The following is a 22,305-nucleotide window of genomic DNA, read 5'->3' as shown; positions in this document are numbered from 1 at the left end:
CGCTTACCGCAGCATTGCTGCAGCTTATGCTGCAGCAAACCGTGCAAAATCCTTGGCCACCGTCCGATAAACCTCACGCCGGAACGGCACCACGAGATCGGCAACCCGATCCAGCCGCTCCCAGCGCCAAGCGTCGAACTCTGCCGGCTGCCCATTGCGGGGTGTGAGCGGATCGACCTCCGCATCATCGCCGGTGAACTTCACCGCGAACCATTTCTGGCGCTGACCGCGAAACGCGGCGAAGCGATGGGTGGGGTCGTCGTGCGGGATGAAGTCATAGGTCATCCAGCCGGTCTCGCCGAGATAATCGGCATGCGTGACGCCGGTCTCCTCCCAGAGCTCGCGCATCATCGCGACACGGGGATCCTCCTCGGGATCGACGCCGCCCTGCGGCATCTGCCATTCGAGGCCGGGCAGGATGATCTCCGGCCCGTCGTCCTTGAAACGACGGCCGATCAGCACCTTGCCTTCGGCATTGAACAGCGCGATGCCCACATTGGGGCGGTAGGGCCTGTCGTCAGTCGTCACGGTTATTCGCCTGCGAGGCCGGCGAATTCCTTCACCACGCGCTCATAGACCGGGCGCTTGAACGGCACGATCAGCTCGGGGAGATTCTTCATCGGCTCCCAGCGCCAGCTGACGAATTCGGCCTTGTTGCCTTCCGGCGGGTGCTGGACGTTGATTTCCGCATCATCGCCGGTGAAGCGGATCGCAAACCAGCGCTGGCGCTGGCCGCGATAGCGGCCCTTCCATGTGCGGCCGGCCACCGTGCGGGGGATGTCGTAGATCAGCCAGTCCGGCACCTCGCCGAGCTTTTCGACGGATTTGACGCTGGTTTCCTCATAAAGCTCGCGCTTGGCGGCTTCCCAGGTGTCTTCGCCGGGATCGACGCCGCCCTGCGGCATCTGCCAGACATGGGTCTCGTCAACATGCTCGATGCCGCCGGCGCGCCGGCCGATGAAGACGTGTCCCTGCTGATTCAGCAGCATGATGCCAACGCAGGTTCGATAAGGCAGGTCTTCGTAACGCGTCATTCCATGCTTTCTTGGCCTGATTGGCCCTCTAGCGTCCCCCTGAGGCCGATGCGCTCCGCTTGTTCGAACCGCTCTCGCCTCCCGACACTAGCTCGATTTTGATTTCAGGATCGCGGTTGTCAATGGCACCAGCATGACCCCGCGCGATTCCAGCGTTTTCGCCCAAGCCGCGATTTTCTCGATAGAAATCGGCAGCGCGGACGCCGCGCCGACGGCGAAACCGCGCTCTTTTGCGAGGCCTTCCAGTCTTGAAAGCGCCTTGTCGATCTCGGCCGAACTCGGCGCGGCATCGATGGTCACGTCGGCGCGCGCGAATGGCATGCCCAGCGCCTCGGCCGCAGCCGGCGCCACGCTGCGCGAGGACGAGCCGTCGTCGAACAGGGCCAGGCCGCGCTTGTTGGCTTCCCTGGCGACGGCCTGCATCGCGGTATCCGTCGCAATGAAGCGCGCGCCCATGAAGTTGCCGACACCGACATAGCCCTGGAAGCGACTCAGGTGCCACATCATGCGGTCGATATTCTGCTCGGGCGTCGCCGAGGACAGCAGCGTCTGCGGGCCGGGATCGTTGTCGGGGTAGTCGAACGGCTCCATCGGCAGCTGCAGCAGCACCTCGTGGCGTCCCGCACGGGCGCGCTCGACGAGCTTGCCGGGGTCGGAGCCGTAGGGCGTGAAGGCCAGACTGACGGCCGGCGGCAGCTTGGTGATGGATTCGATGGTTTTGGCGGCCCCGACACCAAGGCCGCCGATCACGATGGCGATGCTCGGCGTCTTCATCGCCTTGGCGCGCTCGGCGTCTGATCCCGCGGCATAGGCCGTGACTGGCTTCAGGCCACCGGCAGCGATCGGCACCATGCCGTAGCGCGATTGCTCAAGCAGCTTCTGGTCGATCCCGGCCATCATGGCGGGCGCATCGGGCGAACCGCTTTCCGCACCATCGGTGGCGACGACGACATTCTGGCGGGCGCCGCTGGAGCCGTCGATGATGGTGATGGTCTTCTGGCCCGGCGCGTCAGCCGTCTTGGCGGCATCCGGCGTGCCGTGCTTGACCTCGACCGGCGGCGTCGCGGCGGGCTTCTGGGCAGCGGTCTCGGGCGGCTTGATGGCGACGCGGGCGACGGGCTCGCCGCCCAGCGGGTCCTTATGGAACAGGGCGACGCCGGCGAAGCCGAGCAGCAGCGTGCCGAGCACGCCGGCCGTGGCCTGGGTGCCGGTCACAGGCAGCCGGAACCGGTGCGGCTTGCGCTCCGATTTCTGTCCCAGCGGGGCGCTCAGATCGTCCGCCGACACGGCCATAGGTCTCCCGAATCAATCGGCAGACCATAGCATGGTGCACCCTACAAAAAGCTCTGCGGATCGACGTCCACTTCCAGCTTCAGATTTCCCGTCGCCTTTGGCGCATGGGCCAGCCAGTCGCGCAGATAGGCGGACAGATCGACATTGCGCGCCGATTTCACCAGCAGCCGGAACCGGTAGCGCCCCTTGATCACCGCAAGCGGTGCCTCGGCGGGACCAAGCACCAGAATGCGCTCGTCGATCGGCGCGGTCGCCGCGATTTTCCGCGCAAAGCCCTCCGTCATCGGTCGGTCGCCGCCTGAAATGATCAGGGCCACCAGTCGCCCGAAGGGCGGATAGCCCGCGCGTTCGCGGGATTCGATCTCGTTGTCGTAGAACGCCTCGCGGTCATTGGCGACCAGCGCCTTCATCACCGGATGCTCGGGCTGATGCGTCTGCAGATAGCCGACGCCGCGGCCCTGCTCGCGGCCGGCGCGGCCGATCACCTGGTTGAGCATCTGGAACGTGCGCTCCGCTGCCCGCGGGTCGCCATTGCCGAGGCCGAGATCCGCATCGATGACGCCGACCAGATTCAGCCGCGGGAAATTATGGCCCTTGGCGACCAGCTGCGTGCCGATGATGACATCGACGCGGCCTTCGGCGATGGCGTTGAGCTCGGCGCGCATGGATTCCACCGAGGTGATGAGATCGCTCGACAGCACCATGGTGCGCGCGCCCGGAAACAGGTCCGCCGCCTCTTCCTGCAGCCGCTCGACGCCCGGGCCGATGGCGGCCAGCGATTCCTCGGCGCCGCAATGGGGGCATTTGTGCGGGCGCGGCTCTGAATAGCCGCAGTGATGGCAGACGAGGCGCTTGCGGAAACGGTGATCCACCAGCCACGCATCGCAGATGGTGCAGGCAAAGCGATGGCCGCAGCCACGACAGAGCGTGAGCGGGGCATAGCCGCGGCGATTGAGGAACAGCAGCGCCTGCTCCTCGCGCTGGATCGCCTGCACGATATTCTCGGCAAGACGTGGCGCGATGAAACGGCCGCGCGACGGGCCCTCGCGGCGCAGGTCGATCGCTTCGATATGCGGCATCGTCTGGCCGCCGAAACGCGACGGCAGCGCGATGCGCTGATAGCGGCCCTTGCGCGCGTTCACTTCCGATTCGACGGACGGCGTGCCGGACGCGAGCACGACGGGAATTTTCGCGATGGACGCGCGCACCACCGCCATGTCGCGGGCGTGATAATGTGCACCTTCGTCCTGTTTGTAGGCCTGGTCGTGTTCTTCATCGACGATGATGAGGCCGAGTTTGGCATAGGGCAGAAACAGCGCGGAGCGCGCGCCGACCACCACATGCGCGGTGCCATTGGCAATCGCCGCCCAGTTGCGCGCGCGGGTGCGTGGTGTCAGTTCGGAATGCCACTCCATCGGCTTGATGCCGAAGCGCTTGGCGAAGCGTTCGAGAAACTGCCCGGTCAGGGCGATTTCCGGCACCAGGATCAAGACCTGCTCGCCGCGACGAATGATCTCGGCGACGGCCTCGAAATAGACCTCGGTCTTGCCGGAGCCGGTGACGCCGTCGAGCAATGCGGCCTGAAAGGTGCCACCCGAAGCGAGCTTGCGCATCGACTCGGCCGCAACAGCCTGATCCGGCGAAAAATCCGGCGTGACGAACGCGGGATCGGGCGGCGGAGGCGGCAATGGGGGCGGCATCACTTCAATAGCCAGCGTGCCTTCATCGACGAGCCCATCGACCACGCCGCCGCTGACGCCGGCTTCCTTGGCGGCGTCCGATTTGCCGCGCAAGAGTCCGTCGGAGAGCAGCCCGACCAGCCGTGCCCGCGCGGGCGTCATCCGCTTCGGTACTTCGCCGACAAGGCGCACGCCGAGTCGCACGCGTTCGGGGCCGAGATGCTCGCCCATGCGCAGCGTCATGCGCATCACCATGCCGCGTGGCGACAGCGTGTAATTCGCCACCCAGTCGACGAGCTGGCGCAATTCCGGCCGCAGCGAGGGCACGTCGAGCTTGTCGCTAACGTCCTTCAGCCGGTTATGCAGGCGCGGATCGGGATTGGCATTCTCGCCCCACACCACGCCGATCACCTCGCGCGAGCCGAGCGGTACGGTGACGACGTCGCCAATCTGGAGATCGACGCCGCGCGGCACCTTGTAGGAATAGGCGTGATCCAGCGCCACCGGCACCAGCACATCGACGATCCCCGTCGCGGATGGGGTGCGGGCAGGTGAGGTCATGGGCGGAATCGGACTCGAATTGAACAGAGCCCTAATCTAGGCTGATGCGGCGCCCCGGACCAGTGGCGCCCGCGAATAGCCAAGCAAGAACAAGATCGCGCAGGGAGAAACACATGAGCCAGAGACTGATCGGCGCCGCGCTGGCGTTGGGCCTGATGGCCACGCAGGCCGTTGCCCAGGACCGTATGCCGCCCATTTCGGCCGAGAAATACACCGAGGCACAGAAGAAGGCTGCGGCGGAATTCGCGGGCGGTCGTGGCTACGAGGTCCGCGGGCCGTTCGTGCCGTTGATTCGCAGCCCCGAAGTGATGCTGCGCGCCAAGGCCATGGGCGACCATCTGCGCTTCAAGAGCGCGCTGGAGCCGCGGTTGAGCGAAATGATCATTCTGGTCACGGCGCGGGAGTGGACCCAGCAATATGAGTGGGTGGCGCATCATGACATCGCCATCAAGGCCGGGCTGCGCAAGGAGATTGCCGATGCCATCGCCGACGGACGGCGACCCGTCGGCATGGCGGAGGATGAGGAAGCCGCCTACGACATGTCGATCGAGATCCAGCGCACCAAGCGCGTTAGCGATCCCACCTGGAACAGGGCCGTGGCCAAATTCGGCGAGCAGGGCGTGATCGATCTGCTTGGAATCAATGGCTATTACACCTTCCTCGCCATGACCATGAATGCCGCGCGGACCGGCTTGCCGGCAGGGATGCCCGAGCCGCTGAAGCGGTTCCCGGACTAGGCTTTGGCGGTTACCAATGCGAAACGGCCTGCGGCGATAATTGCGCCGCATTCATTTTGCCGGATCCTTCGATGGCCAAGTCCAAAACCGCCCCCGCCGAGACCAAGCAGCCGGCCATCGAGCTGATTTGCGCCGATGCGGACCTTTCGCTGCAGATGACGCGCTGGCTGTCGCATCTGCGCGCCGAGCGTCGGCTGTCGCCCAAGACGCTGGAAGCCTATGCGCGGGATGTGCGGCAGTTCATGTTTTTCCTCGCCGATCACTGGGGCGGGCTGGTGAGCCTGTCGCGTTTCGGCAAACTTGCGGCCAATGACGTCCGCGCCTTCATGGCGGCGCGCCGCGGTGACGATATTGCCGGCCGTTCGCTCATGCGCGCTTTGGCCGGGCTGCGGTCTTTCGCCCGTTTTCTCGAGCGCGAAGGACTCGGCTCGGTCGGGGCGCTGTCTCTGATTCGCGCGCCGAAGATCGGCAAGAGCCTGCCCAAGCCACTGCAGATGGCCTCTGCCAAACGCCTCGCCGACGCGGACGAGCGGGCCGGGGAAAACCGCGATCCATGGATCTGGGCCCGTGATGCCGCCGTGATGGCGCTGCTGTACGGCTCAGGCCTGCGTATCTCCGAAGCCCTCGGCCTGAAGCGCCGGGACGTGCCGGCGCCGGGCAAGGGCGACGTGTTGATCGTCAATGGCAAAGGCAACAAGACCCGCATGGTGCCGGTGCTGCACAATGTGCTGGAGCTGATTGCGGACTACGCCACCATGTGTCCGTATCCGCTACCGGCGGAAGGGCCGATGTTTGTCGGCGCCCGCGGCGGTCCGCTGTCGCCGCGAATCATTCAACTGACCATGGAGCGGATGCGTGGCGCGCTTGGCCTGCCGGACAGCGCGACACCCCATGCGCTGCGGCACTCCTTCGCCACGCATCTGCTGACCCGCGGCGGCGACCTGCGCGCGATCCAGGAGTTGCTTGGTCACGCCTCGCTCTCGACCACACAGATCTATACAGGAATCGATACCGAACGCCTGTTCGAGGTCTACAAGACGGCCCATCCGCGGGCGTAATTGCACGTTCATGCGCCGCTCCTCATCCTGAGGAGCGGCCGCTTGGCCGCGTCTCGAAGGATGGCCGGGAGCTCGCAGCCAAGCCATCTCATGGTTCGAGACGGCGCTTTGCGCCTCCTCACCATGAGGGGCAGAGTGTGGACCAGCCCCCTCGATTTACCGCCGCCGTCATCACTACATTGTCCTTGCATGCGACAAACTGTTCGGCCAATGCTCGGCCGCTTTTGCCAGAGGGGACACAATGGGCGCGCACGAAAGTATGGAGCACGCGGAGCATGCCGAGCATGCATCCGGCTCGAACAAGAAGATCGCATTGCTGATTTCGCTGCTGGCGCTGTTTCTGGCGTTCTCGGAAACGCTCGGCAAGGGCGCGCAGACCGAATCGATCAGCAAGAACGTCGAAGCCTCGAATCTGTGGGCCTTCTTCCAGGCCAAGAGCGTCCGCCGCACTGTGGTGCAGGCGACCGCCGAACACGCCAAGCTCAGCATGGGTACCGTTGGCGATGACGCTGCCAAGGCGGCGCTCGCCAAGCAGATCGACGACTGGAACAAGACGGCGCAGCGCTATCGCAACGAGCCGGAGACCGGCGAAGGTTCTGAACAGCTCGCCGCGCGCGCCAAGGAAGCCGAGCACAAGCGCGATCTCTCGCTGGCGCGCTATCATCACTATGAAGTCGCGTCGGCTGCCTTCCAGATCGGCATCGTGCTGGCGTCAGCCACCATCATCACCGGCATGATCGTGCTGTCCTGGGTCGCCGGCGTGCTGGGCCTCGCCGGCCTTGCATTTACCGCCATCGGGCTGTTTGCACCGCATGCGGTGCATCTGATGTGAGGTACTACGCCGATGCGGCCTTGCAGAGTTGCAGCACCGCATCGGCAAATTCCTGCGGCTTTTCCTGCGGGACATTGTGCCCGGCGCCGGCGATCACGCGCCGCTCATAGGACCCCGTGAAGTGGCGGCCGTGATTTTCCGAGCCCTTCACCGGTCCCACGCCGTCATCGGCGCCATGCAGCACGATGGTTGGCACATCGATCTTCGGCTGCGCCGCCAAACGCTCCTCGACAAAATCATAGATGGGATCGCCAGCCACGCTGGCGGTGCGGTGCATGTAGGAATGCACGACCACATCGACGAAATCCTCATTGTCGAACGAGGGCGCCGAGCGCGCGAAGGTCGCGTCGTCGAAATCCCATGACGGCGACCACATCGTCCAGAGCAGCTCGCTGATGCCGGCGCGATTCTGCACGAGGCCATTCCGGCCGCGCTCGGTATGGAAATAATATTGATACCATTGCCGCGCTTCCTGTTCGGGCGTGACAGGTGTCGTGGCCTTGGTCAGGTCCTGGATGTTGTAGCCGGTGCAGCTGACGAGGCCATGCACGCGCTCCGGCCACAGCGCCGAGACGACGCAGGCCGCGCGGCCGCCCCAGTCATAGCCGGCCACGACAGCCTTCTCGATCCGCAGCGCGTCCATGAGATCGAGCAAATCATGCCCGAGCGCACCCTGCTGTCCCGAGCGGACGGTGTCCTGCGACAGAAACCGCGTCGGGCCATAGCCGCGCAGATAGGGGACGATAGTGCGGAAGCCGGCATCGTTGATAAGCGCGACTGCATCATCATAGCCGCGGACGTCATAGGGAAAACCGTGCAGCAGGATCACCGGGATGCCGCCGGTGGGGCCACTATGTTCATAGGCGATATCGAGGAGAGGCGTACGGATGCGTGCGAGTTCAGCCAAATCCGATCCCCTTGTGTTTCAGCGCGGCGAATGCGCCCGGTGGCGAAGCCGTTGAACGAGACGCATCCAGCACGACGACGGCCCACGCAGCGATGCGATCATCGCCTTGATGCGCGACATCACCGGTGAAACGAAATCATGCGCGCGGGTGCGAATATCGATGAGAAATGTGTAGATCGCGCGAAACCAGCCGATCTGAAGCAGCTTGTCGCGCGTCACGTCGAAGGAAAAAGCGAGCACGCCCATGCCGACGAATTTCGACGCGACGATCAGGATGATGGCGCTGATCCAGAGGTGATGCGTCAGCAGATAGACTTCCGCGAATTTCAGCGGCACCAGCAGCAGAACGACCGGGACGATGAAGACGAACAGCGAGGGATAGGGCGACAGCCCCGCCACTTTCGCTGCGCACCATGCCTTGAAGGCGCGCAGCGGAATGAGGGCGACGATGCGCGCAACGACCGGTTCGAGATGATCCCAGAGCCACGCTTCGATCAGGAAGATCAAAGCGAGCAGGAACCAGAGCGGCTGTAACGCGCGTCGCATCATCAGCAAAAATCTCCGTGCCGGCATTTGTAAGTCTGGCGCATGATCCGGTTCGAAAACCGCGCCAGGCTCCAGGCCGGCCGAAGTTCACATATGGATGGCGCGCTTGCCCACCGCAAGCGCGGCTTCCTTGACGGCTTCCGAACGGGTCGGATGCGCGTGGCAGGTGCGCGCCAGATCTTCGGCCGAACCACCGAATTCCATCAGCACGCACGCTTCGTGGATCATTTCGCCGGCTTCGCGGCCGATGATGTGCACGCCGAGCACGCGATCGGTCTTCGCATCTGCGAGGATCTTCACGAAGCCATCGGTGGTCTGGTTGACCTTGGAGCGGCCATTGGCGGTGAAGGGGAACTTGCCGACGGTGTAGTTGACGCCGGCCGCCTTGAGTTCTTCCTCGGTCTTGCCGACCGCGGCGACTTCCGGCGTGGTGTAGACCACACCAGGGATCACGTCATAATTCACATGACCGGCCTGGCCGGCGAGGATCTCGGCACAAGCCACGCCTTCGTCTTCCGCCTTGTGTGCGAGCATCGGACCGGCGACGACGTCGCCGATGGCATAGACGCCCTTCACATTGGTCGCGAAGTGATGGTCGATCTTGACGCGGCCACGCTCATCCAGCTCGACGCCGGCTTCCTTGAGGCCGAGGCCGGCGGTGTAGGGCGTGCGACCGATGGCCACGAGGACGATATCGGCTTCGAGCGCTTCGGCAGCGCCGCCGGCGGCCGGCTCGACCTGTGCCTTCAGCGTCTTGCCCGCGCTATCGATACCCGTGACCTTGGCGCCGAGCTTGAAGGTGATGCCCTGCTTCTCCAGCATGCGCTGGAACTGTTTTGCGACTTCGCCATCCATCCCGGGCAGGATGCGATCGAGGAATTCAACCACGGTCACCTGTGCGCCGAGGCGGCGCCACACCGAGCCGAGCTCGAGGCCGATGACGCCGGCGCCGACCACGATCAGCTTTTCCGGCACCTTCTCGAGCGACAGCGCGCCGGTGGAGGAGACGATGCGCTTCTCGTCGATCTCGATGCCCTTGAGGTTGGCGACAGCCGAACCCGAGGCGATGACGATGTTCTTGGTCTCCAGCGTCTGCGCCTTACCGTCAGCGCCGGTTACCTCGACCTTGCCGGTGCCGAGCACCTTGCCGGTGCCGGCGACGACATCGATCTTGTTCTTCTTCATCAGGAATTCGACGCCCTTGACGTTGCCGTCGATGCCCTGCTGCTTGAAATTCATCAGCGCCGGCAGATCGAGCTCGGGCTTGGACACCTTGATGCCCATCTTGCCGAAGGAATGGCCGGCTTCCTCGAACAGCTCCGACGAATAGAGCAACGCCTTCGACGGCATGCAGCCGACATTCAGACAGGTGCCACCCAGCGTGCTGTTCTTCTCGACGACGGCAACCTTCATGCCGAGCTGTGCAGCGCGAATCGCGCAAACATAGCCGCCGGGGCCGGTGCCGATGACGACGAGATCGTAAGTAGCCATGATGAAGTCCTGTGGTGCTTTGGATTAAAGGTGATGTGGGGTGTCGGAGAGCTAACGCCCACCCGACACATCGAGAATGGATGACGTGACATAAGACGCGTCGTCGGACAGCAGCCAGACGATCGCATTGGCGATCTCATCGGCGGTGCCGACGCGCTTCATCGGCACATGGACAGCCAGGCGATGCGCGCGATCGGGCTCACCGCCGCTGGCATGAATTTCGGTATCGATCAGGCCGGGTCGGATACCGACGACACGAATGCCTTCCGTCGCGACTTCCTGGCTCAGGCCGATGGTAAACGTGTCGATGGCTGCCTTCGACGCGGCGTAATCGACATAGGTATTGGCCGAGCCAAGTTTCGCAGCGACCGATGACAGGTTGACGATGACGCCACCCTCGCCACCATGTTTGGTAGATAGGCGCTTCACCGCCTCGCGGGCACAGAGGAAGCTGCCGGTGACATTCACGGCCAGCATGCGCGTGATGCGCTCGGCGGTCATGTCCTCGACGCGAATACTGGGACCGACAATGCCGGCATTGTTGACCAGCGCACCAAGCGGCCCGAAGGCATCAGCGGCCTTGAACAGCGCGAGAATATCGGCTTCCGAGCCGACATCGCATTTTACAGCAATGGCCTTGCCGTTGGTGGCTTCGATCTGGGCGACGACGTCATTTGCCGCGGCTTCGTTGGTCGCATAGGCGACGACAACCTTGAAGCCTTGCGCCGCCGCCTTGAGTGCAGCAGCACGGCCGATACCGCGGCTTCCGCCGGTGATGATGACGACGCTGTCAGTCATGACGTCTAGCCCACCATTAGCTTGTGAATTTCGGCCTGCCGCTCGCAGTCGCGGCGCAGGCCATCGGCGCTGAGGTCGATCTCGTAGCCTTCGCCATCGATCCAGCCGATCGAATGGCCGTATTCGTCCACTTTGAGTTCATCGAAATGTTTGGGATCGGCGATCCACTCAAAAACACCACGTTGAGCGATGACCGGGCGAAGATCGACCACGCCCTCATACCCATCATTAAAGACAATCTTGAGCACGCCATTGATAATTGGCTCTGCCTGAACAATGCGTGGAAGAAGTTCGGTCATGGGATCCGCCCAATTTTGCGCTTCTGTCGAGCCAGTTCAAAATATTCATTCAGAATTGTCTGCCGCGCTTTTGCCCATTCCAGGACTGCGTGGACTTTGTTCGGCGGCAGCTTGCCGCGCACGACGGCAAGCTTTCTGATGTCAATGACCGCCTGAAACTCGGCAAACTTAGCATGGAAGTGCGGTGGTGGATGCTCGTTCTCATAGAGCATAATGGTCACGCCATCGACCACCGCGACTTTCACATCAGAGATCCAGAACGAGACGTGCCGGATCTTCCAGGCTTTCCTTGACGCGGACGAGGAAGGTCACGGCTTCCTTGCCGTCGATCACACGGTGATCGTAGCTGAGCGCCAGATACATCATCGGGCGGATCTCGATCTTGCCGCCGACCACGACCGGACGTTCCTGGATCTTGTGCATGCCGAGAATGCCAGCCTGCGGGGCGTTCAGGATCGGGGTCGACATCAGCGAACCATAGATGCCGCCGTTCGTGATCGTGAAGGTGCCGCCCTGCATTTCGTCGATCTTGAGCTGGCCGTCACGGGCACGACGACCGAAGTCGGCGATGTCCTTCTCGATCTGCGAGATCGACTTGGTGTCGCATTCGCGCACGACCGGGACCACGAGGCCCTTGTCGGTGCCGACCGCGACGCCGACGTGATAGTAGTTCTTGTAGATGATGTCGCTGCCGTCGATCTCGGCATTGACGGCCGGGATATCCTTCAGCGCCTGCACGCAGGCCTTGGTGAAGAAGCCCATGAAGCCGAGCTTGTTGCCGTGCTTCTTCTCGAACACATCCTTGTACTGCGAACGCAGCGCCATCACCGCGGTCATGTCGACCTCGTTGAAGGTGGTGAGCATGGCGGCGGTGTTCTGCACGTCCTTGAGGCGGCGGGCGATGGTCTGACGCAGGCGCGTCATCTTCACGCGCTCTTCGCGCGAAGCATCGTCGGCAGGCGAGGCTGCGCGCATCTGCACGCCGGCAGCCGGTGCGTTCACCGGGGTCGGCGACGAGGCGGCCTTCTCGATGGCGGCGAGCATGTCGCCCTTGGTCACGCGGCCATCCTTGCCGGTGCCGGCAACGCCTGCGGCATCGACGCCGCTCTCGGCCGAGAGCTTGCGCACCGACGGAGCCTGCGGGGTATCGGCAGCGAGGGTCTTCGACGGCGCGGCGGCAGCGGCAGCCGGAGCAGCAGCGGCAGGCGCCGGCGCAGCTTCAGCCTTCGGCGCGGCAGCGGCCGGCTTGGCGCCACCGGCGCCATCGGTGATCTGGCCGAGCAGTGCGCCGACGGCGACGGTTTCGCCATCCTTGGCAACGATCTCGCTCAGCGTGCCGGCCGACGGAGCCGGGACTTCGATGGTGACCTTATCGGTCTCGAGTTCAACCAACGGCTCATCGACGGCGACCGCATCACCGGCCTTCTTGAACCAGCGGCCGATGGTGGCTTCGGTCACGGACTCGCCGAGCGTGGGAACGCGAATTTCAGTCATGGTCAGCTTCCTGTTGCGTGCGGCCGGATGATCCCATCCGAAGGATTCTTGGATCGATCAGGCCGGAAAGAGGTCGAAGTCTAGATTTCAAATAAGACGGGTGCGCGAATGCCCCGCGCGGAGCGGGGCATTGCGATGATGGAAATGACTTAGCCGAGCGCCTCGTCGAGGAACGCCTTCAGCTGGGCGAGATGCTTGGACATCAAACCGGTCGCGGTCGCAGCCGACGCCGCACGGCCCGCGTAACGCGGACGCTTGTGGGTGGCGTTGATCTGGTTGAGCACCCATTCGAGATACGGCTCGATGAAGTGCCAGCCGCCCATATTGCGCGGTTCTTCCTGGCACCAGACGAATTCCGCACCCTTGAAGCGGGTCAGCTCCTGCACCAGCGTCTTCAGCGGCACCGGATAGAGCTGCTCGATGCGCAGCAGATAGATGTCATCGATGCCGCGCTTCTCGCGCTCCTCGAACAGGTCGTAATAGACCTTGCCCGAGCACAACACGACGCGACGGATCTTGGCATCCGGCTGCAGCTTCTCGGCATCGTCGAACAGCACGCGGTGGAAGGTGGTACCGGCACCGAGCTGGTCGAGCGTCGATACAGCGCGCTTGTGGCGCAGCAGCGACTTCGGCGTCATCACGATCAGCGGCTTGCGGATCTCGCGCTTCAGCTGACGGCGCAGCATGTGGAAGTAGTTTGCCGGCGTGGTCGGGTTGACCACCTGCATGTTGTCTTCCGCGCACATCTGCAGGAAGCGCTCGAGGCGCGCCGAGGAATGCTCGGGGCCCTGGCCTTCATAGCCATGCGGCAGCAGGCAGACGAGGCCCGACATACGCAGCCACTTGCGTTCGCCCGAGGAGATGAACTGGTCGAACACCACCTGCGCACCATTGGCGAAGTCGCCGAACTGGGCTTCCCACAAAGTGAGCGTGTTCGGTTCAGCCAGCGTGTAGCCGTATTCGAAGCCGAGCACGGCTTCTTCCGACAGCAGCGAGTTGATGACTTCGTAACGACCCTGCTTCTCGCCGAGATGATTGAACGGCGTGTAGCGGCTTTCGTCTTCCTGGTCGAACCAGACCGAGTGACGCTGCGAGAAGGTGCCGCGCTCGGAGTCCTGGCCGGACAGGCGGATATGGTGGCCTTCGTCCATCAGCGAGCAGAAGGCGAGCGCTTCGCTGGTCGCCCAGTCGATGCCTTCGCCGTTGTCGATCGCCTTGGCGCGGGCATCGAGAAAACGCTGCACGGTGCGGTGGATGCGGAAACCGTCCGGCACCTTGGTGATCTTGCCGCCGATCTCACGCAGGGTCGCGACATCGACGCCGGTCACGCCGCGGCGCGGCTCTTCGTCCTCGCCCGCGATCTTGAGGCCGGCCCACTTGCCGTCCATCCAGTCGGCCTTGTTCGGCTTGTAGCTGGTGCCGGCTTCGAGCTCGGTGTCCAGCTTCGCGCGCCAGTCGGCCTTGGCCTTGTCGAAATCGGCCTGGGTGAGGACGTTCTCGGCGATCAGGCGCTTGGCATACATATCGACGGTGGTCTGATGACCGCCGATCTTCTTGTACATCACCGGCTGGGTGAATGCCGGCTCGTCGCCTTCGTTATGGCCATGGCGGCGATAGCAGAACATGTCGATGACGACAGGCTTGTGGAACTTCTGCCGATACTCGATGGCGATCTTGGCCGCGAACACCACGGCTTCCGGATCGTCGCCGTTCACGTGGAAGATCGGCGCGTCGATCATCTTCGCCACATCCGACGGATAGGGCGAGGAGCGCGAGTAACGCGGATAGGTGGTGAAGCCGATCTGGTTATTGACGATGAAGTGGATCGAACCGCCGGTGCGATAACCCTTTAGGTCGGACAGCGCGAAACATTCCGCGACGACACCCTGACCGGCGAAGGCCGCGTCGCCATGCATCAGCAGCGGCAGCACCGAGATGCGCTCTTCCGGGGGATCGCCATGCTGGTCCTGCTTGGCGCGGACCTTGCCGAGCACGACGGGATCGACGATTTCGAGATGCGACGGGTTGGCGGTCAGCGACAGATGGATCTTGTTCTGGTCGAACTCACGATCCGACGAGGCGCCGAGGTGATACTTGACGTCGCCCGACCCTTCGACTTCGTCGGGATTGGCCGAGCCGCCCTTGAATTCGTGGAACAGTGCGCGATGCGGCTTGCCCATCACCTGGGTCAGCACGTTGAGGCGGCCGCGATGCGGCATGCCGAGCACGATTTCCTTCACGCCGAGGCTGCCGCCACGCTTGATGATCTGTTCGAGCGCCGGGATCAGCGATTCGCCGCCGTCGAGGCCGAACCGCTTGGTGCCGGTGAACTTGACGTCGCAGAACTTCTCGAAGCCATCGGCTTCGATCAGCTTCATCAGGATGGCGCGGCGGCCTTCCGGCGTGAACGAGATTTCCTTGTCCGGACCTTCGATGCGTTCCTGGATCCAGGCCTTCTGGGCCGGATTCGAGATGTGCATGAATTCGACGCCCAGCGTCTGGCAGTAGGTGCGCTGAAGGATCGCGGTGATCTCGCGCAGCGTGCCGTATTCGAGGCCGATGACGTTATCGATGAAGATCTTGCGGTCGAGATCGGCATCGGTGAAGCCGTAGGATTTCGGATCGAGCTCTTCGTGATCCTTGACGCCTTCGATGCCGAGCGGATCGAGATTGGCGTGGAAGTGACCGCGCATACGATAAGCGCGGATCAGCATCAGCGCGCGAACCGAATCGCGGGTCGCCTGGATCAGGTCGCCGACCGGAACTTGCTGGCCCTTCTCGGCCTTGGCGGCGAGCTTGGCGCCGACGGCCTTCTCGACCTTGGCCCAGTTGCCATCCAGTGCATGCGTGAGATCGTCAGCCGGAGACACCGGCCAGTTTGACTTTTCCCAGGACGGACCGGCGGCGTTCTTCTGCACGTCGGTGGAATTGTCCTTCAGGCTCTTGAAGAACTCCTGCCACTCGGCATCCACCGAGGAGGGGTCTTTCTCAAATCGTGCGTAGAGATCGTCGATATAAGTGGCGTTGGCGCCCTGGAGGAATGAAGAGAGGGCAAAAGCGGCGTTCGCGTCCTGGCGAGACATTGTGCGTCCTGAATTTTTCTAGTCGCGCGGAATTTCGGGCGAGGGTTTGGCCCTTTTACAGGCCGAACCTTGTGCGGCGACCTTCTAACCTATCTAGATCGAAAGTGCGCCCTGAAAAAGACGAAGAACTGAACATTTCGTCAACTCTTTGTGCGTTCTGATTTCGCTGACTAAACGCCAACTATTCGACGACACTAAGGTCTTCTTTCGCCAATGCCGCAGCGCCGCCCTGGAGAACGACCGTTCTCTTGCGCTTGGGCTTGGCGGGACCGCAGGCGCCGTCCAGCAGCGCTGTGGCGGCCTGGCCTGCAGCGTCGGCGACGCCGGGGTCGCGCGTGACCATGGCGGCGACAATGGCGCCGTCCATCAAGAGTCCGATCTGATGCGCCAGGGCATCCGGACGGGCCGCACCGGCTGCGCCGGCGAGATCGCCTATGTGCTTGAGAACAAACGTCTTGTGCTGGATCGTGAGATCCCGCAGCCGGGTCTCGTCCTTGGGGTGCTCGCCGACCGCATTGATGAAAACGCAGCCCGTATAGCTGTCCTCGCCGAACCATTTTTTCAGCGCCGGGAAGATCGCATCGAGCTTTTCGCGTGGGGTGGCGGGCGTCTCGATGGCGCCGAGAAACCAGGCGCGCCAGCTCTTGCCCTCGGTCTCGAGCACGGCCTCGACCAGATCGCCTTTTGATTTGAAGATCTTGTAGAGCGTGGTCTTGGCCGTCCCGGCTTCCGCCACGATCGCATCGATGCCGGTGGCATTGATGCCGTTCTTGCAGAACAGCCGTGTCGCAGCATCCATCAGCCGGTCGCGCGGCGTGGTCTTCTCGGCGTCCTGCGGCATTGGATCGGTCATTGCCGCGTCAATATGACATGCGCCCGCCCGACTGCAAGCGAGCGGCAGGAGATCTGACCAAGATTCGAGCGGTTGGCGGGCGAATCGGCAGACATGCTCGTTCTCTGAGCGCGGGCGATTGGGCGTGGCATCAGTAACTCCTTGAAATCATTGAGGCGGCTTTCGGCGCGGGGTCTGGCACACATCGTGCAAGACTACAGACCGTTCTGTATCTTTCTCGAAGGGAGACGTCCATGACTGCTGTTGCCGCCAAAACCGCTTTGACCGGCTGCCTGGCACCGATCGACAAAGGCGGGCTCGAACAGCTGATCGCCAATGGCAAGGCCAATCCGAACGTCATCAAGACGCTCAAGTGCAAAACGGTCGCCGAAGGCAAATTCCGTCACGCCAACTACATTCGCAACCTGCTGCCTTACATCGTCGATGAGCCGCCGGCTTTGCTCGGCGACGACACAGCGCCCAATCCGTCCGAAGCCTCACTTGCCGCGCTCGGCTCCTGCATCGCGGTCGGCCTGCACGCCAATGCCGTGCATCGCGGCTGGACCGTCAACAAGCTCGAGCTGCAGCTCGAAGGTGACCTCAACATCACCGCCGTCTGGGGCACTGGCGATATCAGTGAGAAGCCGGTCGGCTTCACCGATGTGCGTATCAAGGTGGACATGGAATGCGAAGGCATTCCGCAAGCCGAGATCGATGCGCTGATCGATCACGTGAAGAAGTGGTCGCCGGTCGCCAACACGTTTACGCGCCCGGTCAATCTCGAAGTCACGGCCTGATCTCTCAGCCGTCATTGCGAGCCCTGCAAAATTGGCTTCGCCAATTTTGCTTCGGCGAAGCAATCCAGCCTTTTTGGAAGCAAGCGCTGGATTGCTTCGTCGCTGACGCTCCTCGCAATGACGAGTTCGATGGCTTCCGTTGCGCGGAGATCGAGATGACTGCATCGGCTGCGTTGTTAAAGGAAATTGTCGTTGACGACACTGAGCCGCTTGTCGATCGCATCGGCGCCATCGCGCGGCGCGAGCTGACGCCGATCGCGCTGGAGATCGACGAGGGCACGATCTATCCCGATCAGGCGCTGCACAATCTCGGCGATGCCGGCGCCTGGTCCGCTCACGCCGATCTGCGCGACACGATCGCCGGCATCTCCGTCATCGGCGAGACCTGCGGCTCGACCGCTTTCATGGCGTGGTGCCAGAACACGCTGGTCTGGTACATCCTCAACTCCGACAATGCCGCGCTGAAAGCGAAATATCTGAGCGCGACAGCCAGCGGAAAAACGCTCGGCGGCACTGGTCTCTCCAATCCCATGAAGAGCTTTTTCGGCATCGAGAAGCTCAAGCTCAAAGGCAAGCGCGTTGACGGCGGCTATCTCGTCCGCGGCGCGCTGCCCTGGGTCTCCAATCTCGGCCCTGATCACCTGTTCGGCACGATCTTCGAAGTCGAGGACTCCGGCGAGAAGGTGATGTTCATCGCCGATTGCGCCGATGAGAATCTCTCGCTGACGCCTTGCAAGCCGTTCCTCGCCATGGACGGCACTGGCACTTATGCCGTGCAGTTCCGCGATGTTTTCATTCCCGATGATCAGGTGCTCGCAGCACCCGCGATGCCTTTCGTGAAGAAGATTCGCGCCGGCTTCATTCTGATGCAGATGGGGATGGGGCTCGGCCTGGTCAGAGACTGCGTCGCCATCATGGACAGCGTCAAACCCTCGCTCGCCCATGTGAACTGCTTCCTGCCGCAGCAACCAGAGGATTTTGCAGGCCTGCTTGCGAAGATGGAAGCCGAGACCATGATGCTGGCCGCGACGCCCTATGAGACCAGCAACGACTACTGGCGCGCCGTCGTCGAACTGCGCTTGCGCGCGGGCGATGCTGCCGTCGCCGCCGCCCATGCCGCGATGCTGCATTGTGGCGCGCGTGGCTACCTCAAATCCCATCGCGCGCAGCGGCGCCTGCGCGAATCCTATTTCGTGGCGATCGTCACCCCCGCCACCAAACAGCTCCGGAAGATGCTCGCAGACAATGCGCGCGAACAGCAAGGAGACGGTGCCCATTGACCTGGGTCAGGGCGCAGCATGGCACGGCCGACTACCAACGGTTCAACAACGACGTTCAAAAAGTGGAGGCTTGAAATGGCAGATGTTCTCATTTCCGCAGACGACCTCGCGACGTTCATGAAGTCAGAACCTTGTGTCATCATCGACACGCGCAATCCCGACGCCTATGCCGCCGGTCACATCCCCGGCGCCGTCAATCTCCATGAGATCTTTACGTTCCTCGCGACGTCCACGCCGGAAGGCATGGACGAGCTGAAAAAGAAATTTGCCGAAGCCTTCGGTGGCGCAGGTCTCTCCGGCGCGGAGACAGCTGTGATCTATGAGCAGTCGATGAATTCCGGCTTCGGCCAGTCCTGCCGCGGCTATTTCCTGCTCGAATTCCTCGGCTATCCCAAGATCAAGGTGCTGCATGGCGGCTACGATGCCTGGACCATGAAGGGCCTGCCCACGACCACCGATGTGCCGATGCCGACGCCCGCGTCGTTCGCCATCAAGCCGGAAGCTGGCTCGATCCTGATCGACGCCGCCACCATGCAGGCCGCGCTCGGCAATCCCTCCATCGCCATTCTCGACGTGCGCGATGTCGATGAATGGATCGGTGAAAGCTCCTCGCCCTATGGCAAGGACTTTTGCCCGCGCATGGGCCGCATTCCCGGCGCCGTCTGGATCGAGTGGTACCGCATGATGAAGCCGACCGGCGAGGGGCCGCGCTTCAAGTCGAAGAACGAGATCCTCGCCGAATGCGCGACGGTGGGCATCACGCCGGCAACGACTGTCTATCTCTATTGCTTCAAGGGCGCGCGAGCGTCGAACACGTTCCTGGCGCTGAAGAATGCCGGCGTCGCGGATGTGCGGATGTATTTCGGCTCGTGGAACGAATGGAGCCGCGACGTGAAATATCCGATCGAGGAAGGCTTGCCGATGGTCGGAGAGAAGCAGGCCGTGGCGGCCTGATCCAAACCGTCATTCCGGGTCGCGCTCTTGCGCGAACCCGGAATCCCTCGTGTGCTGCCGCTACAGGATCAGCCCGCCATCGACGATGATGCTCTGGCCGACGATGTAGGACGACAGCGGCGAGGCGAGAAACAAGGCAGCACCGGCCATGTCCGCCGGCGTACCCAGTCGCTTGATCGGGATTCGTTCGAGCGCGCCTTCCAGCCGCTTCGGATTGTTCGTCGTCACCTTGGTGAGCTTGGTATCGACGAGGCCCGGTGCGATGCCGTTGACGCGGATGCCATCCTCAGCCCAGGCCACACCCAGCGTGCGCACGAGACCGACGGCACCGGTCTTGGAGGCGTTGTAGGAGGGGTTGCCCTTGGTCGCATGGAAGGCGGCGGTCGATGAGACGATGATGACGTTGCCGCCGCTTGCCTTCAGCATCGGATGGAATTTGGCGCTGCAGGCCATCAGGCTCATCAGGTTCACTTCCATGACCTTGCGAAACCCGTCCATTTCGAATTCGGCGCGCTTGTAGAGCACGGTGCCCTGCGCCAGCACGAGGACGTCGAGCTTGCTGAAAGCGGGTTTGATCGATTCGATAGCGGCAGAATTGCTCACGTCGAGCTTCGCATAATGCAGGCCGGCGAGGTCGGAGCCTTCTTCGCCCTTGTAGTCCTCTGCGTTCGCACGTGTGCCGTAGACATGCACCTCCGCGCCTTTGGCGCGAAAACCATGCGCAATCCCGTTGCCGATCCCGCTCGATCCTCCGATCACGAGGACGGTTTTGCCGGTGAAATCCAGCTCGTTCATCACGCGTTCTCCCTTATGCATTGCGAGACTAGGTCGCTCGCTTCAAGCAGTGGAGCCAGTGTGAAGTTCGCGGCAGCGTTGTCAATCGACGTGTCACCTCCACCGCATTGACTCGGCGATTGATCAGCAGCTAAGCAGGTGCATCGGCAATGGATTCTGCCGGGCCATCCTGGCCGAACCGCCTCCATGAGAGGCTGATGACTCCTACTCAACTCGCCCACGCGGCGAAGGAGTAGAGTCGTGCGCAGATCCAATCCGCTTTCCTATTCGTTGCATCTGGCTTTGCCGTGGCTGAAGCGATTTGGCCAATTGGTTGCGATCGTTGCCATTCTGCTCGGTGGCTGGGCGGGCTATCTGCGAGTGACCGGCAATTTCCATCCCATCGAGAGCGGCGTGATCTATCGCTCCGGGCAACTGAGCGGCGATCAGTTCATCGATCGCATCCGTGCCCATGACATCCGCACCATCATCAATCTGCGCGGTAACAATGCGGGGCGCTCCTGGTATGACGATGAGGTCAAGGCGAGTGCCGCGACGGGTGTCACGCATATCGACTTTCCGATCTCGTCGGGGCGCGAACTGACTGATGGCCAGATCGCGCAGCTGACGGATCATCTGCGGAATGCGGTGCGGCCGATCCTCATTCATTGCGAAGCCGGCTCGGATCGCACGGGTCTGGCGGCAGCGCTGTACGAGCTGGTGATCGCAGGGCGAAGCGCTACGCAGGCGTCGCAACAGCTCTCGTTCCGCTATGGGCACTTCCCGTGGCTCGGCAACTCCACCGTGGCCATGGACAAGACATTAGATCGCATCGTCGCGCGCCATGAGGCATTCTAGCGATCAATGTGATCGGCTCCACGCAGCTCGGCATCGCGAGCCTGCGCTAAAACAAAAGGCCCGCTCTCGCGAGCGGGCCTTTCTCATTCAGTTCGATACTCTGCAGCTTACTTGCCCGCGAGCACGTCCACCAGCGTGGTGCCGAGGCGGGCCGGCGATGGCGAGACGCGGATGCCGGCGGCTTCCATCGCTGCGATCTTCGACTGGGCATCGCCCTTGCCGCCCGACACGATGGCGCCGGCATGGCCCATGCGGCGGCCGGGAGGCGCGGTGACGCCGCCGATGAAGCCGACCATCGGCTTCTTGCGGCCGCGCTTGGCTTCGTCCTTGATGAACTGCGCCGCGTCTTCTTCCGCCGAGCCACCGATTTCACCGATCATGATGATCGACTCGGTCTTGTCGTCGGCCAGGAACAGTTCGAGGATGTCGATGAACTCGGTGCCCTTGACCGGGTCGCCGCCGATGCCGACCGCCGAGGTCTGGCCGAGGCCGGCCTGGGTGGTCTGGAATACGGCTTCATAGGTCAGCGTGCCGGAGCGCGACAGGATGCCGACCTTGCCGGGCTTGAAGATGTTGGCCGGCATGATGCCGATCTTCGATTCACCGGCAGTGACGACGCCCGGGCAGTTCGGCCCGATCAGGCGCGACTTGGACCCGATCAGCGAACGTTTCACGCGCACCATGTCGAGCACCGGAATGCCCTCGGTGATGCAGACGATCAGCGGGATTTCCGCATCGATGGCTTCGCAGATCGCGTCTGCGGCGCCCGGCGGCGGCACATAGATGACCGAGGCGTCGGCGCCGGTCTTGTCGCGGGCTTCCGCCACGGTGTCGAACACGGGCAGGCCGATATGGGTCGAGCCGCCCTTGCCCGGCGAGGTGCCGCCGACGACCTTGGTCCCGTAGGCGATCGCCTGTTCGGAATGGAAGGTACCGTTCTTGCCGGTGAAGCCCTGGGTGATGACCTTGGTGTTCTTGTCGATCAAGACTGACATGAG

The 22,305-nt window shown here is 62.9% G+C and carries 22 protein-coding genes and 1 riboswitch; of the genes, 7 read left to right on the top strand and 15 right to left on the bottom strand.

Features of this window, described 5'->3' with window-relative positions; translation table 11 throughout:
• Positions 1–24 precede the first annotated feature (24 nt).
• From AC1RQ5_RS02740 to AC1RQ5_RS02725, 4 genes are all read right to left on the bottom strand, one after another.
• On the bottom strand, positions 25–528 hold the full coding sequence (locus tag AC1RQ5_RS02740; RefSeq protein ID WP_493197006.1) for an RNA pyrophosphohydrolase: 504 nt from the start codon (positions 526–528) through the stop codon (positions 25–27).
• A gap of 2 nt (positions 529–530) precedes the next feature.
• Complete coding sequence (locus AC1RQ5_RS02735) at positions 531–1,034, bottom strand: RNA pyrophosphohydrolase (RefSeq protein ID WP_398481687.1); 504 nt, start codon at positions 1,032–1,034, stop codon at positions 531–533.
• Between the two features lie 87 nt (positions 1,035–1,121).
• Entirely contained in the window at positions 1,122–2,327 is a 1,206-nt protein-coding gene (locus tag AC1RQ5_RS02730; protein ID WP_493197005.1) for a divergent polysaccharide deacetylase family protein, read from the bottom strand.
• 41 nt (positions 2,328–2,368) lie between these two features.
• Positions 2,369–4,567 carry a primosomal protein N' gene (locus tag AC1RQ5_RS02725; RefSeq protein WP_493197004.1) on the bottom strand — a complete coding sequence of 733 codons (2,199 nt, stop codon included), beginning with the start codon at positions 4,565–4,567 and terminating at the stop codon, positions 2,369–2,371.
• Positions 4,568–4,680: 113 nt separating this feature from the next.
• Here AC1RQ5_RS02725 and AC1RQ5_RS02720 point away from each other — a divergent pair, with 113 nt between their 5' ends.
• The 3 genes from AC1RQ5_RS02720 to AC1RQ5_RS02710 all read left to right on the top strand — a co-directional run bounded on the left by AC1RQ5_RS02720 (position 4,681) and on the right by AC1RQ5_RS02710 (position 7,194).
• Complete coding sequence (locus AC1RQ5_RS02720) at positions 4,681–5,304, top strand: carboxymuconolactone decarboxylase family protein (RefSeq protein ID WP_493197003.1); 624 nt, start codon at positions 4,681–4,683, stop codon at positions 5,302–5,304.
• Between the two features lie 71 nt (positions 5,305–5,375).
• On the top strand, positions 5,376–6,362 hold the full coding sequence (locus tag AC1RQ5_RS02715; RefSeq protein ID WP_493197002.1) for a tyrosine recombinase XerC: 987 nt from the start codon (positions 5,376–5,378) through the stop codon (positions 6,360–6,362).
• A 241-nt stretch (positions 6,363–6,603) separates the two neighbouring features.
• Complete coding sequence (locus AC1RQ5_RS02710; protein ID WP_398481697.1) at positions 6,604–7,194, top strand: DUF4337 domain-containing protein; 591 nt, start codon at positions 6,604–6,606, stop codon at positions 7,192–7,194.
• Between the two features lie 4 nt (positions 7,195–7,198).
• Here the strand turns inward: AC1RQ5_RS02710 and AC1RQ5_RS02705 are convergent, their stop codons facing one another.
• The 9 genes from AC1RQ5_RS02705 to AC1RQ5_RS02665 all read right to left on the bottom strand — a co-directional run bounded on the left by AC1RQ5_RS02705 (position 7,199) and on the right by AC1RQ5_RS02665 (position 16,665).
• A complete protein-coding gene (locus AC1RQ5_RS02705; protein WP_493197001.1) occupies positions 7,199–8,101 on the bottom strand; it encodes an alpha/beta fold hydrolase in 903 nt (300 codons plus the stop codon).
• An 18-nt stretch (positions 8,102–8,119) separates the two neighbouring features.
• Positions 8,120–8,650, bottom strand: coding sequence for a hypothetical protein (locus AC1RQ5_RS02700; RefSeq protein ID WP_493197000.1), 531 nt, complete (start codon positions 8,648–8,650; stop codon positions 8,120–8,122).
• Between the two features lie 84 nt (positions 8,651–8,734).
• Positions 8,735–10,138, bottom strand: coding sequence for a dihydrolipoyl dehydrogenase (lpdA, locus tag AC1RQ5_RS02695; protein ID WP_493196999.1), 1,404 nt, complete (start codon positions 10,136–10,138; stop codon positions 8,735–8,737).
• Between the two features lie 51 nt (positions 10,139–10,189).
• The gene (locus AC1RQ5_RS02690) at positions 10,190–10,936 is read right to left on the bottom strand and encodes an SDR family oxidoreductase (protein ID WP_493196998.1); all 747 of its coding nucleotides are present in this window, start codon (positions 10,934–10,936) and stop codon (positions 10,190–10,192) included.
• Positions 10,937–10,941: 5 nt separating this feature from the next.
• Positions 10,942–11,235 carry a DUF2442 domain-containing protein gene (locus tag AC1RQ5_RS02685; RefSeq protein ID WP_493196997.1) on the bottom strand — a complete coding sequence of 98 codons (294 nt, stop codon included), beginning with the start codon at positions 11,233–11,235 and terminating at the stop codon, positions 10,942–10,944.
• Complete coding sequence (locus tag AC1RQ5_RS02680; protein ID WP_493196996.1) at positions 11,232–11,480, bottom strand: DUF4160 domain-containing protein; 249 nt, start codon at positions 11,478–11,480, stop codon at positions 11,232–11,234. Before AC1RQ5_RS02680 ends, AC1RQ5_RS02685 begins: the two co-directional genes overlap by 4 nt.
• A gap of 1 nt (position 11,481) precedes the next feature.
• Positions 11,482–12,729 carry a 2-oxoglutarate dehydrogenase complex dihydrolipoyllysine-residue succinyltransferase gene (gene odhB / locus AC1RQ5_RS02675; RefSeq protein ID WP_493196995.1) on the bottom strand — a complete coding sequence of 416 codons (1,248 nt, stop codon included), beginning with the start codon at positions 12,727–12,729 and terminating at the stop codon, positions 11,482–11,484.
• A 149-nt stretch (positions 12,730–12,878) separates the two neighbouring features.
• Positions 12,879–15,812 (bottom strand): 2-oxoglutarate dehydrogenase E1 component, encoded by a 2,934-nt coding sequence (locus AC1RQ5_RS02670; RefSeq protein ID WP_398481711.1) that lies wholly within the window; start codon positions 15,810–15,812, stop codon positions 12,879–12,881.
• 181 nt (positions 15,813–15,993) lie between these two features.
• Complete coding sequence (locus AC1RQ5_RS02665; protein WP_493196994.1) at positions 15,994–16,665, bottom strand: TetR/AcrR family transcriptional regulator; 672 nt, start codon at positions 16,663–16,665, stop codon at positions 15,994–15,996.
• Between the two features lie 233 nt (positions 16,666–16,898).
• Here AC1RQ5_RS02665 and AC1RQ5_RS02660 point away from each other — a divergent pair, with 233 nt between their 5' ends.
• The 3 genes from AC1RQ5_RS02660 (at position 16,899) to AC1RQ5_RS02650 (ending at position 19,675) form a co-directional block, all read left to right on the top strand.
• Positions 16,899–17,441, top strand: a complete 543-nt coding sequence (locus tag AC1RQ5_RS02660; protein ID WP_493196993.1) for an OsmC family protein — start codon at positions 16,899–16,901, stop codon at positions 17,439–17,441.
• Positions 17,442–17,596: 155 nt separating this feature from the next.
• Positions 17,597–18,721: an acyl-CoA dehydrogenase family protein gene (locus AC1RQ5_RS02655; RefSeq protein WP_493196992.1), complete on the top strand. Its 1,125-nt coding sequence runs from the start codon at positions 17,597–17,599 to the stop codon at positions 18,719–18,721.
• A 75-nt stretch (positions 18,722–18,796) separates the two neighbouring features.
• A complete protein-coding gene (locus AC1RQ5_RS02650; protein ID WP_493196991.1) occupies positions 18,797–19,675 on the top strand; it encodes a sulfurtransferase in 879 nt (292 codons plus the stop codon).
• A gap of 60 nt (positions 19,676–19,735) precedes the next feature.
• Here AC1RQ5_RS02650 and AC1RQ5_RS02645 read toward each other — a convergent pair whose 3' ends face one another.
• Positions 19,736–20,470, bottom strand: coding sequence for an SDR family NAD(P)-dependent oxidoreductase (locus tag AC1RQ5_RS02645; protein WP_493196990.1), 735 nt, complete (start codon positions 20,468–20,470; stop codon positions 19,736–19,738).
• Between the two features lie 136 nt (positions 20,471–20,606).
• A riboswitch (Fluoride riboswitch) is annotated at positions 20,607–20,684 on the top strand.
• A 26-nt stretch (positions 20,685–20,710) separates the two neighbouring features.
• Here AC1RQ5_RS02645 and AC1RQ5_RS02640 point away from each other — a divergent pair.
• Positions 20,711–21,307 carry a tyrosine-protein phosphatase gene (locus AC1RQ5_RS02640; protein ID WP_493196989.1) on the top strand — a complete coding sequence of 199 codons (597 nt, stop codon included), beginning with the start codon at positions 20,711–20,713 and terminating at the stop codon, positions 21,305–21,307.
• Positions 21,308–21,414: 107 nt separating this feature from the next.
• On the opposite strand, the gene sucD is transcribed toward AC1RQ5_RS02640, so the two are convergent.
• Positions 21,415–22,302: a succinate--CoA ligase subunit alpha gene (sucD, locus tag AC1RQ5_RS02635; protein WP_211911025.1), complete on the bottom strand. Its 888-nt coding sequence runs from the start codon at positions 22,300–22,302 to the stop codon at positions 21,415–21,417.
• Between the last annotated feature and the right edge of the window lie 3 nt (positions 22,303–22,305).

It is taken from the genome of Tardiphaga sp. GW821-FHT12E02 (assembly GCF_058807155.1).
The sequence above is the reverse complement of the archived record's forward strand: the minus strand, read 5'-3'. Positions and strand labels throughout refer to the sequence as shown.

Bases quoted from the DNA above. Each gene is read 5' to 3' on its own strand.
- AC1RQ5_RS02735 (WP_398481687.1), bottom strand. From the start codon at position 1,034: ATGACGCGTTACGAAGACCTGCCTTATCGAACCTGCGTTGGCATCATG.
- AC1RQ5_RS02720 (WP_493197003.1), top strand. From the start codon at position 4,681: ATGAGCCAGAGACTGATCGGCGCCGCGCTGGCGTTGGGCCTGATGGCC.
- lpdA (WP_493196999.1), bottom strand. From the start codon at position 10,138: ATGGCTACTTACGATCTCGTCGTCATCGGCACCGGCCCCGGCGGCTAT.
- AC1RQ5_RS02645 (WP_493196990.1), bottom strand. From the start codon at position 20,470: ATGAACGAGCTGGATTTCACCGGCAAAACCGTCCTCGTGATCGGAGGA.
- odhB (WP_493196995.1), bottom strand. From the start codon at position 12,729: ATGACTGAAATTCGCGTTCCCACGCTCGGCGAGTCCGTGACCGAAGCC.
- AC1RQ5_RS02650 (WP_493196991.1), top strand. From the start codon at position 18,797: ATGGCAGATGTTCTCATTTCCGCAGACGACCTCGCGACGTTCATGAAG.
- sucD (WP_211911025.1), bottom strand. From the start codon at position 22,302: ATGTCAGTCTTGATCGACAAGAACACCAAGGTCATCACCCAGGGCTTC.
- AC1RQ5_RS02715 (WP_493197002.1), top strand. From the start codon at position 5,376: ATGGCCAAGTCCAAAACCGCCCCCGCCGAGACCAAGCAGCCGGCCATC.
- AC1RQ5_RS02660 (WP_493196993.1), top strand. From the start codon at position 16,899: ATGACTGCTGTTGCCGCCAAAACCGCTTTGACCGGCTGCCTGGCACCG.
- AC1RQ5_RS02730 (WP_493197005.1), bottom strand. From the start codon at position 2,327: ATGGCCGTGTCGGCGGACGATCTGAGCGCCCCGCTGGGACAGAAATCG.
- AC1RQ5_RS02665 (WP_493196994.1), bottom strand. From the start codon at position 16,665: ATGACCGATCCAATGCCGCAGGACGCCGAGAAGACCACGCCGCGCGAC.
- AC1RQ5_RS02655 (WP_493196992.1), top strand. From the start codon at position 17,597: ATGACTGCATCGGCTGCGTTGTTAAAGGAAATTGTCGTTGACGACACT.
- AC1RQ5_RS02700 (WP_493197000.1), bottom strand. From the start codon at position 8,650: ATGATGCGACGCGCGTTACAGCCGCTCTGGTTCCTGCTCGCTTTGATC.
- AC1RQ5_RS02670 (WP_398481711.1), bottom strand. From the start codon at position 15,812: ATGTCTCGCCAGGACGCGAACGCCGCTTTTGCCCTCTCTTCATTCCTC.
- AC1RQ5_RS02725 (WP_493197004.1), bottom strand. From the start codon at position 4,567: ATGACCTCACCTGCCCGCACCCCATCCGCGACGGGGATCGTCGATGTG.
- AC1RQ5_RS02690 (WP_493196998.1), bottom strand. From the start codon at position 10,936: ATGACTGACAGCGTCGTCATCATCACCGGCGGAAGCCGCGGTATCGGC.
- AC1RQ5_RS02710 (WP_398481697.1), top strand. From the start codon at position 6,604: ATGGGCGCGCACGAAAGTATGGAGCACGCGGAGCATGCCGAGCATGCA.
- AC1RQ5_RS02685 (WP_493196997.1), bottom strand. From the start codon at position 11,235: ATGACCGAACTTCTTCCACGCATTGTTCAGGCAGAGCCAATTATCAAT.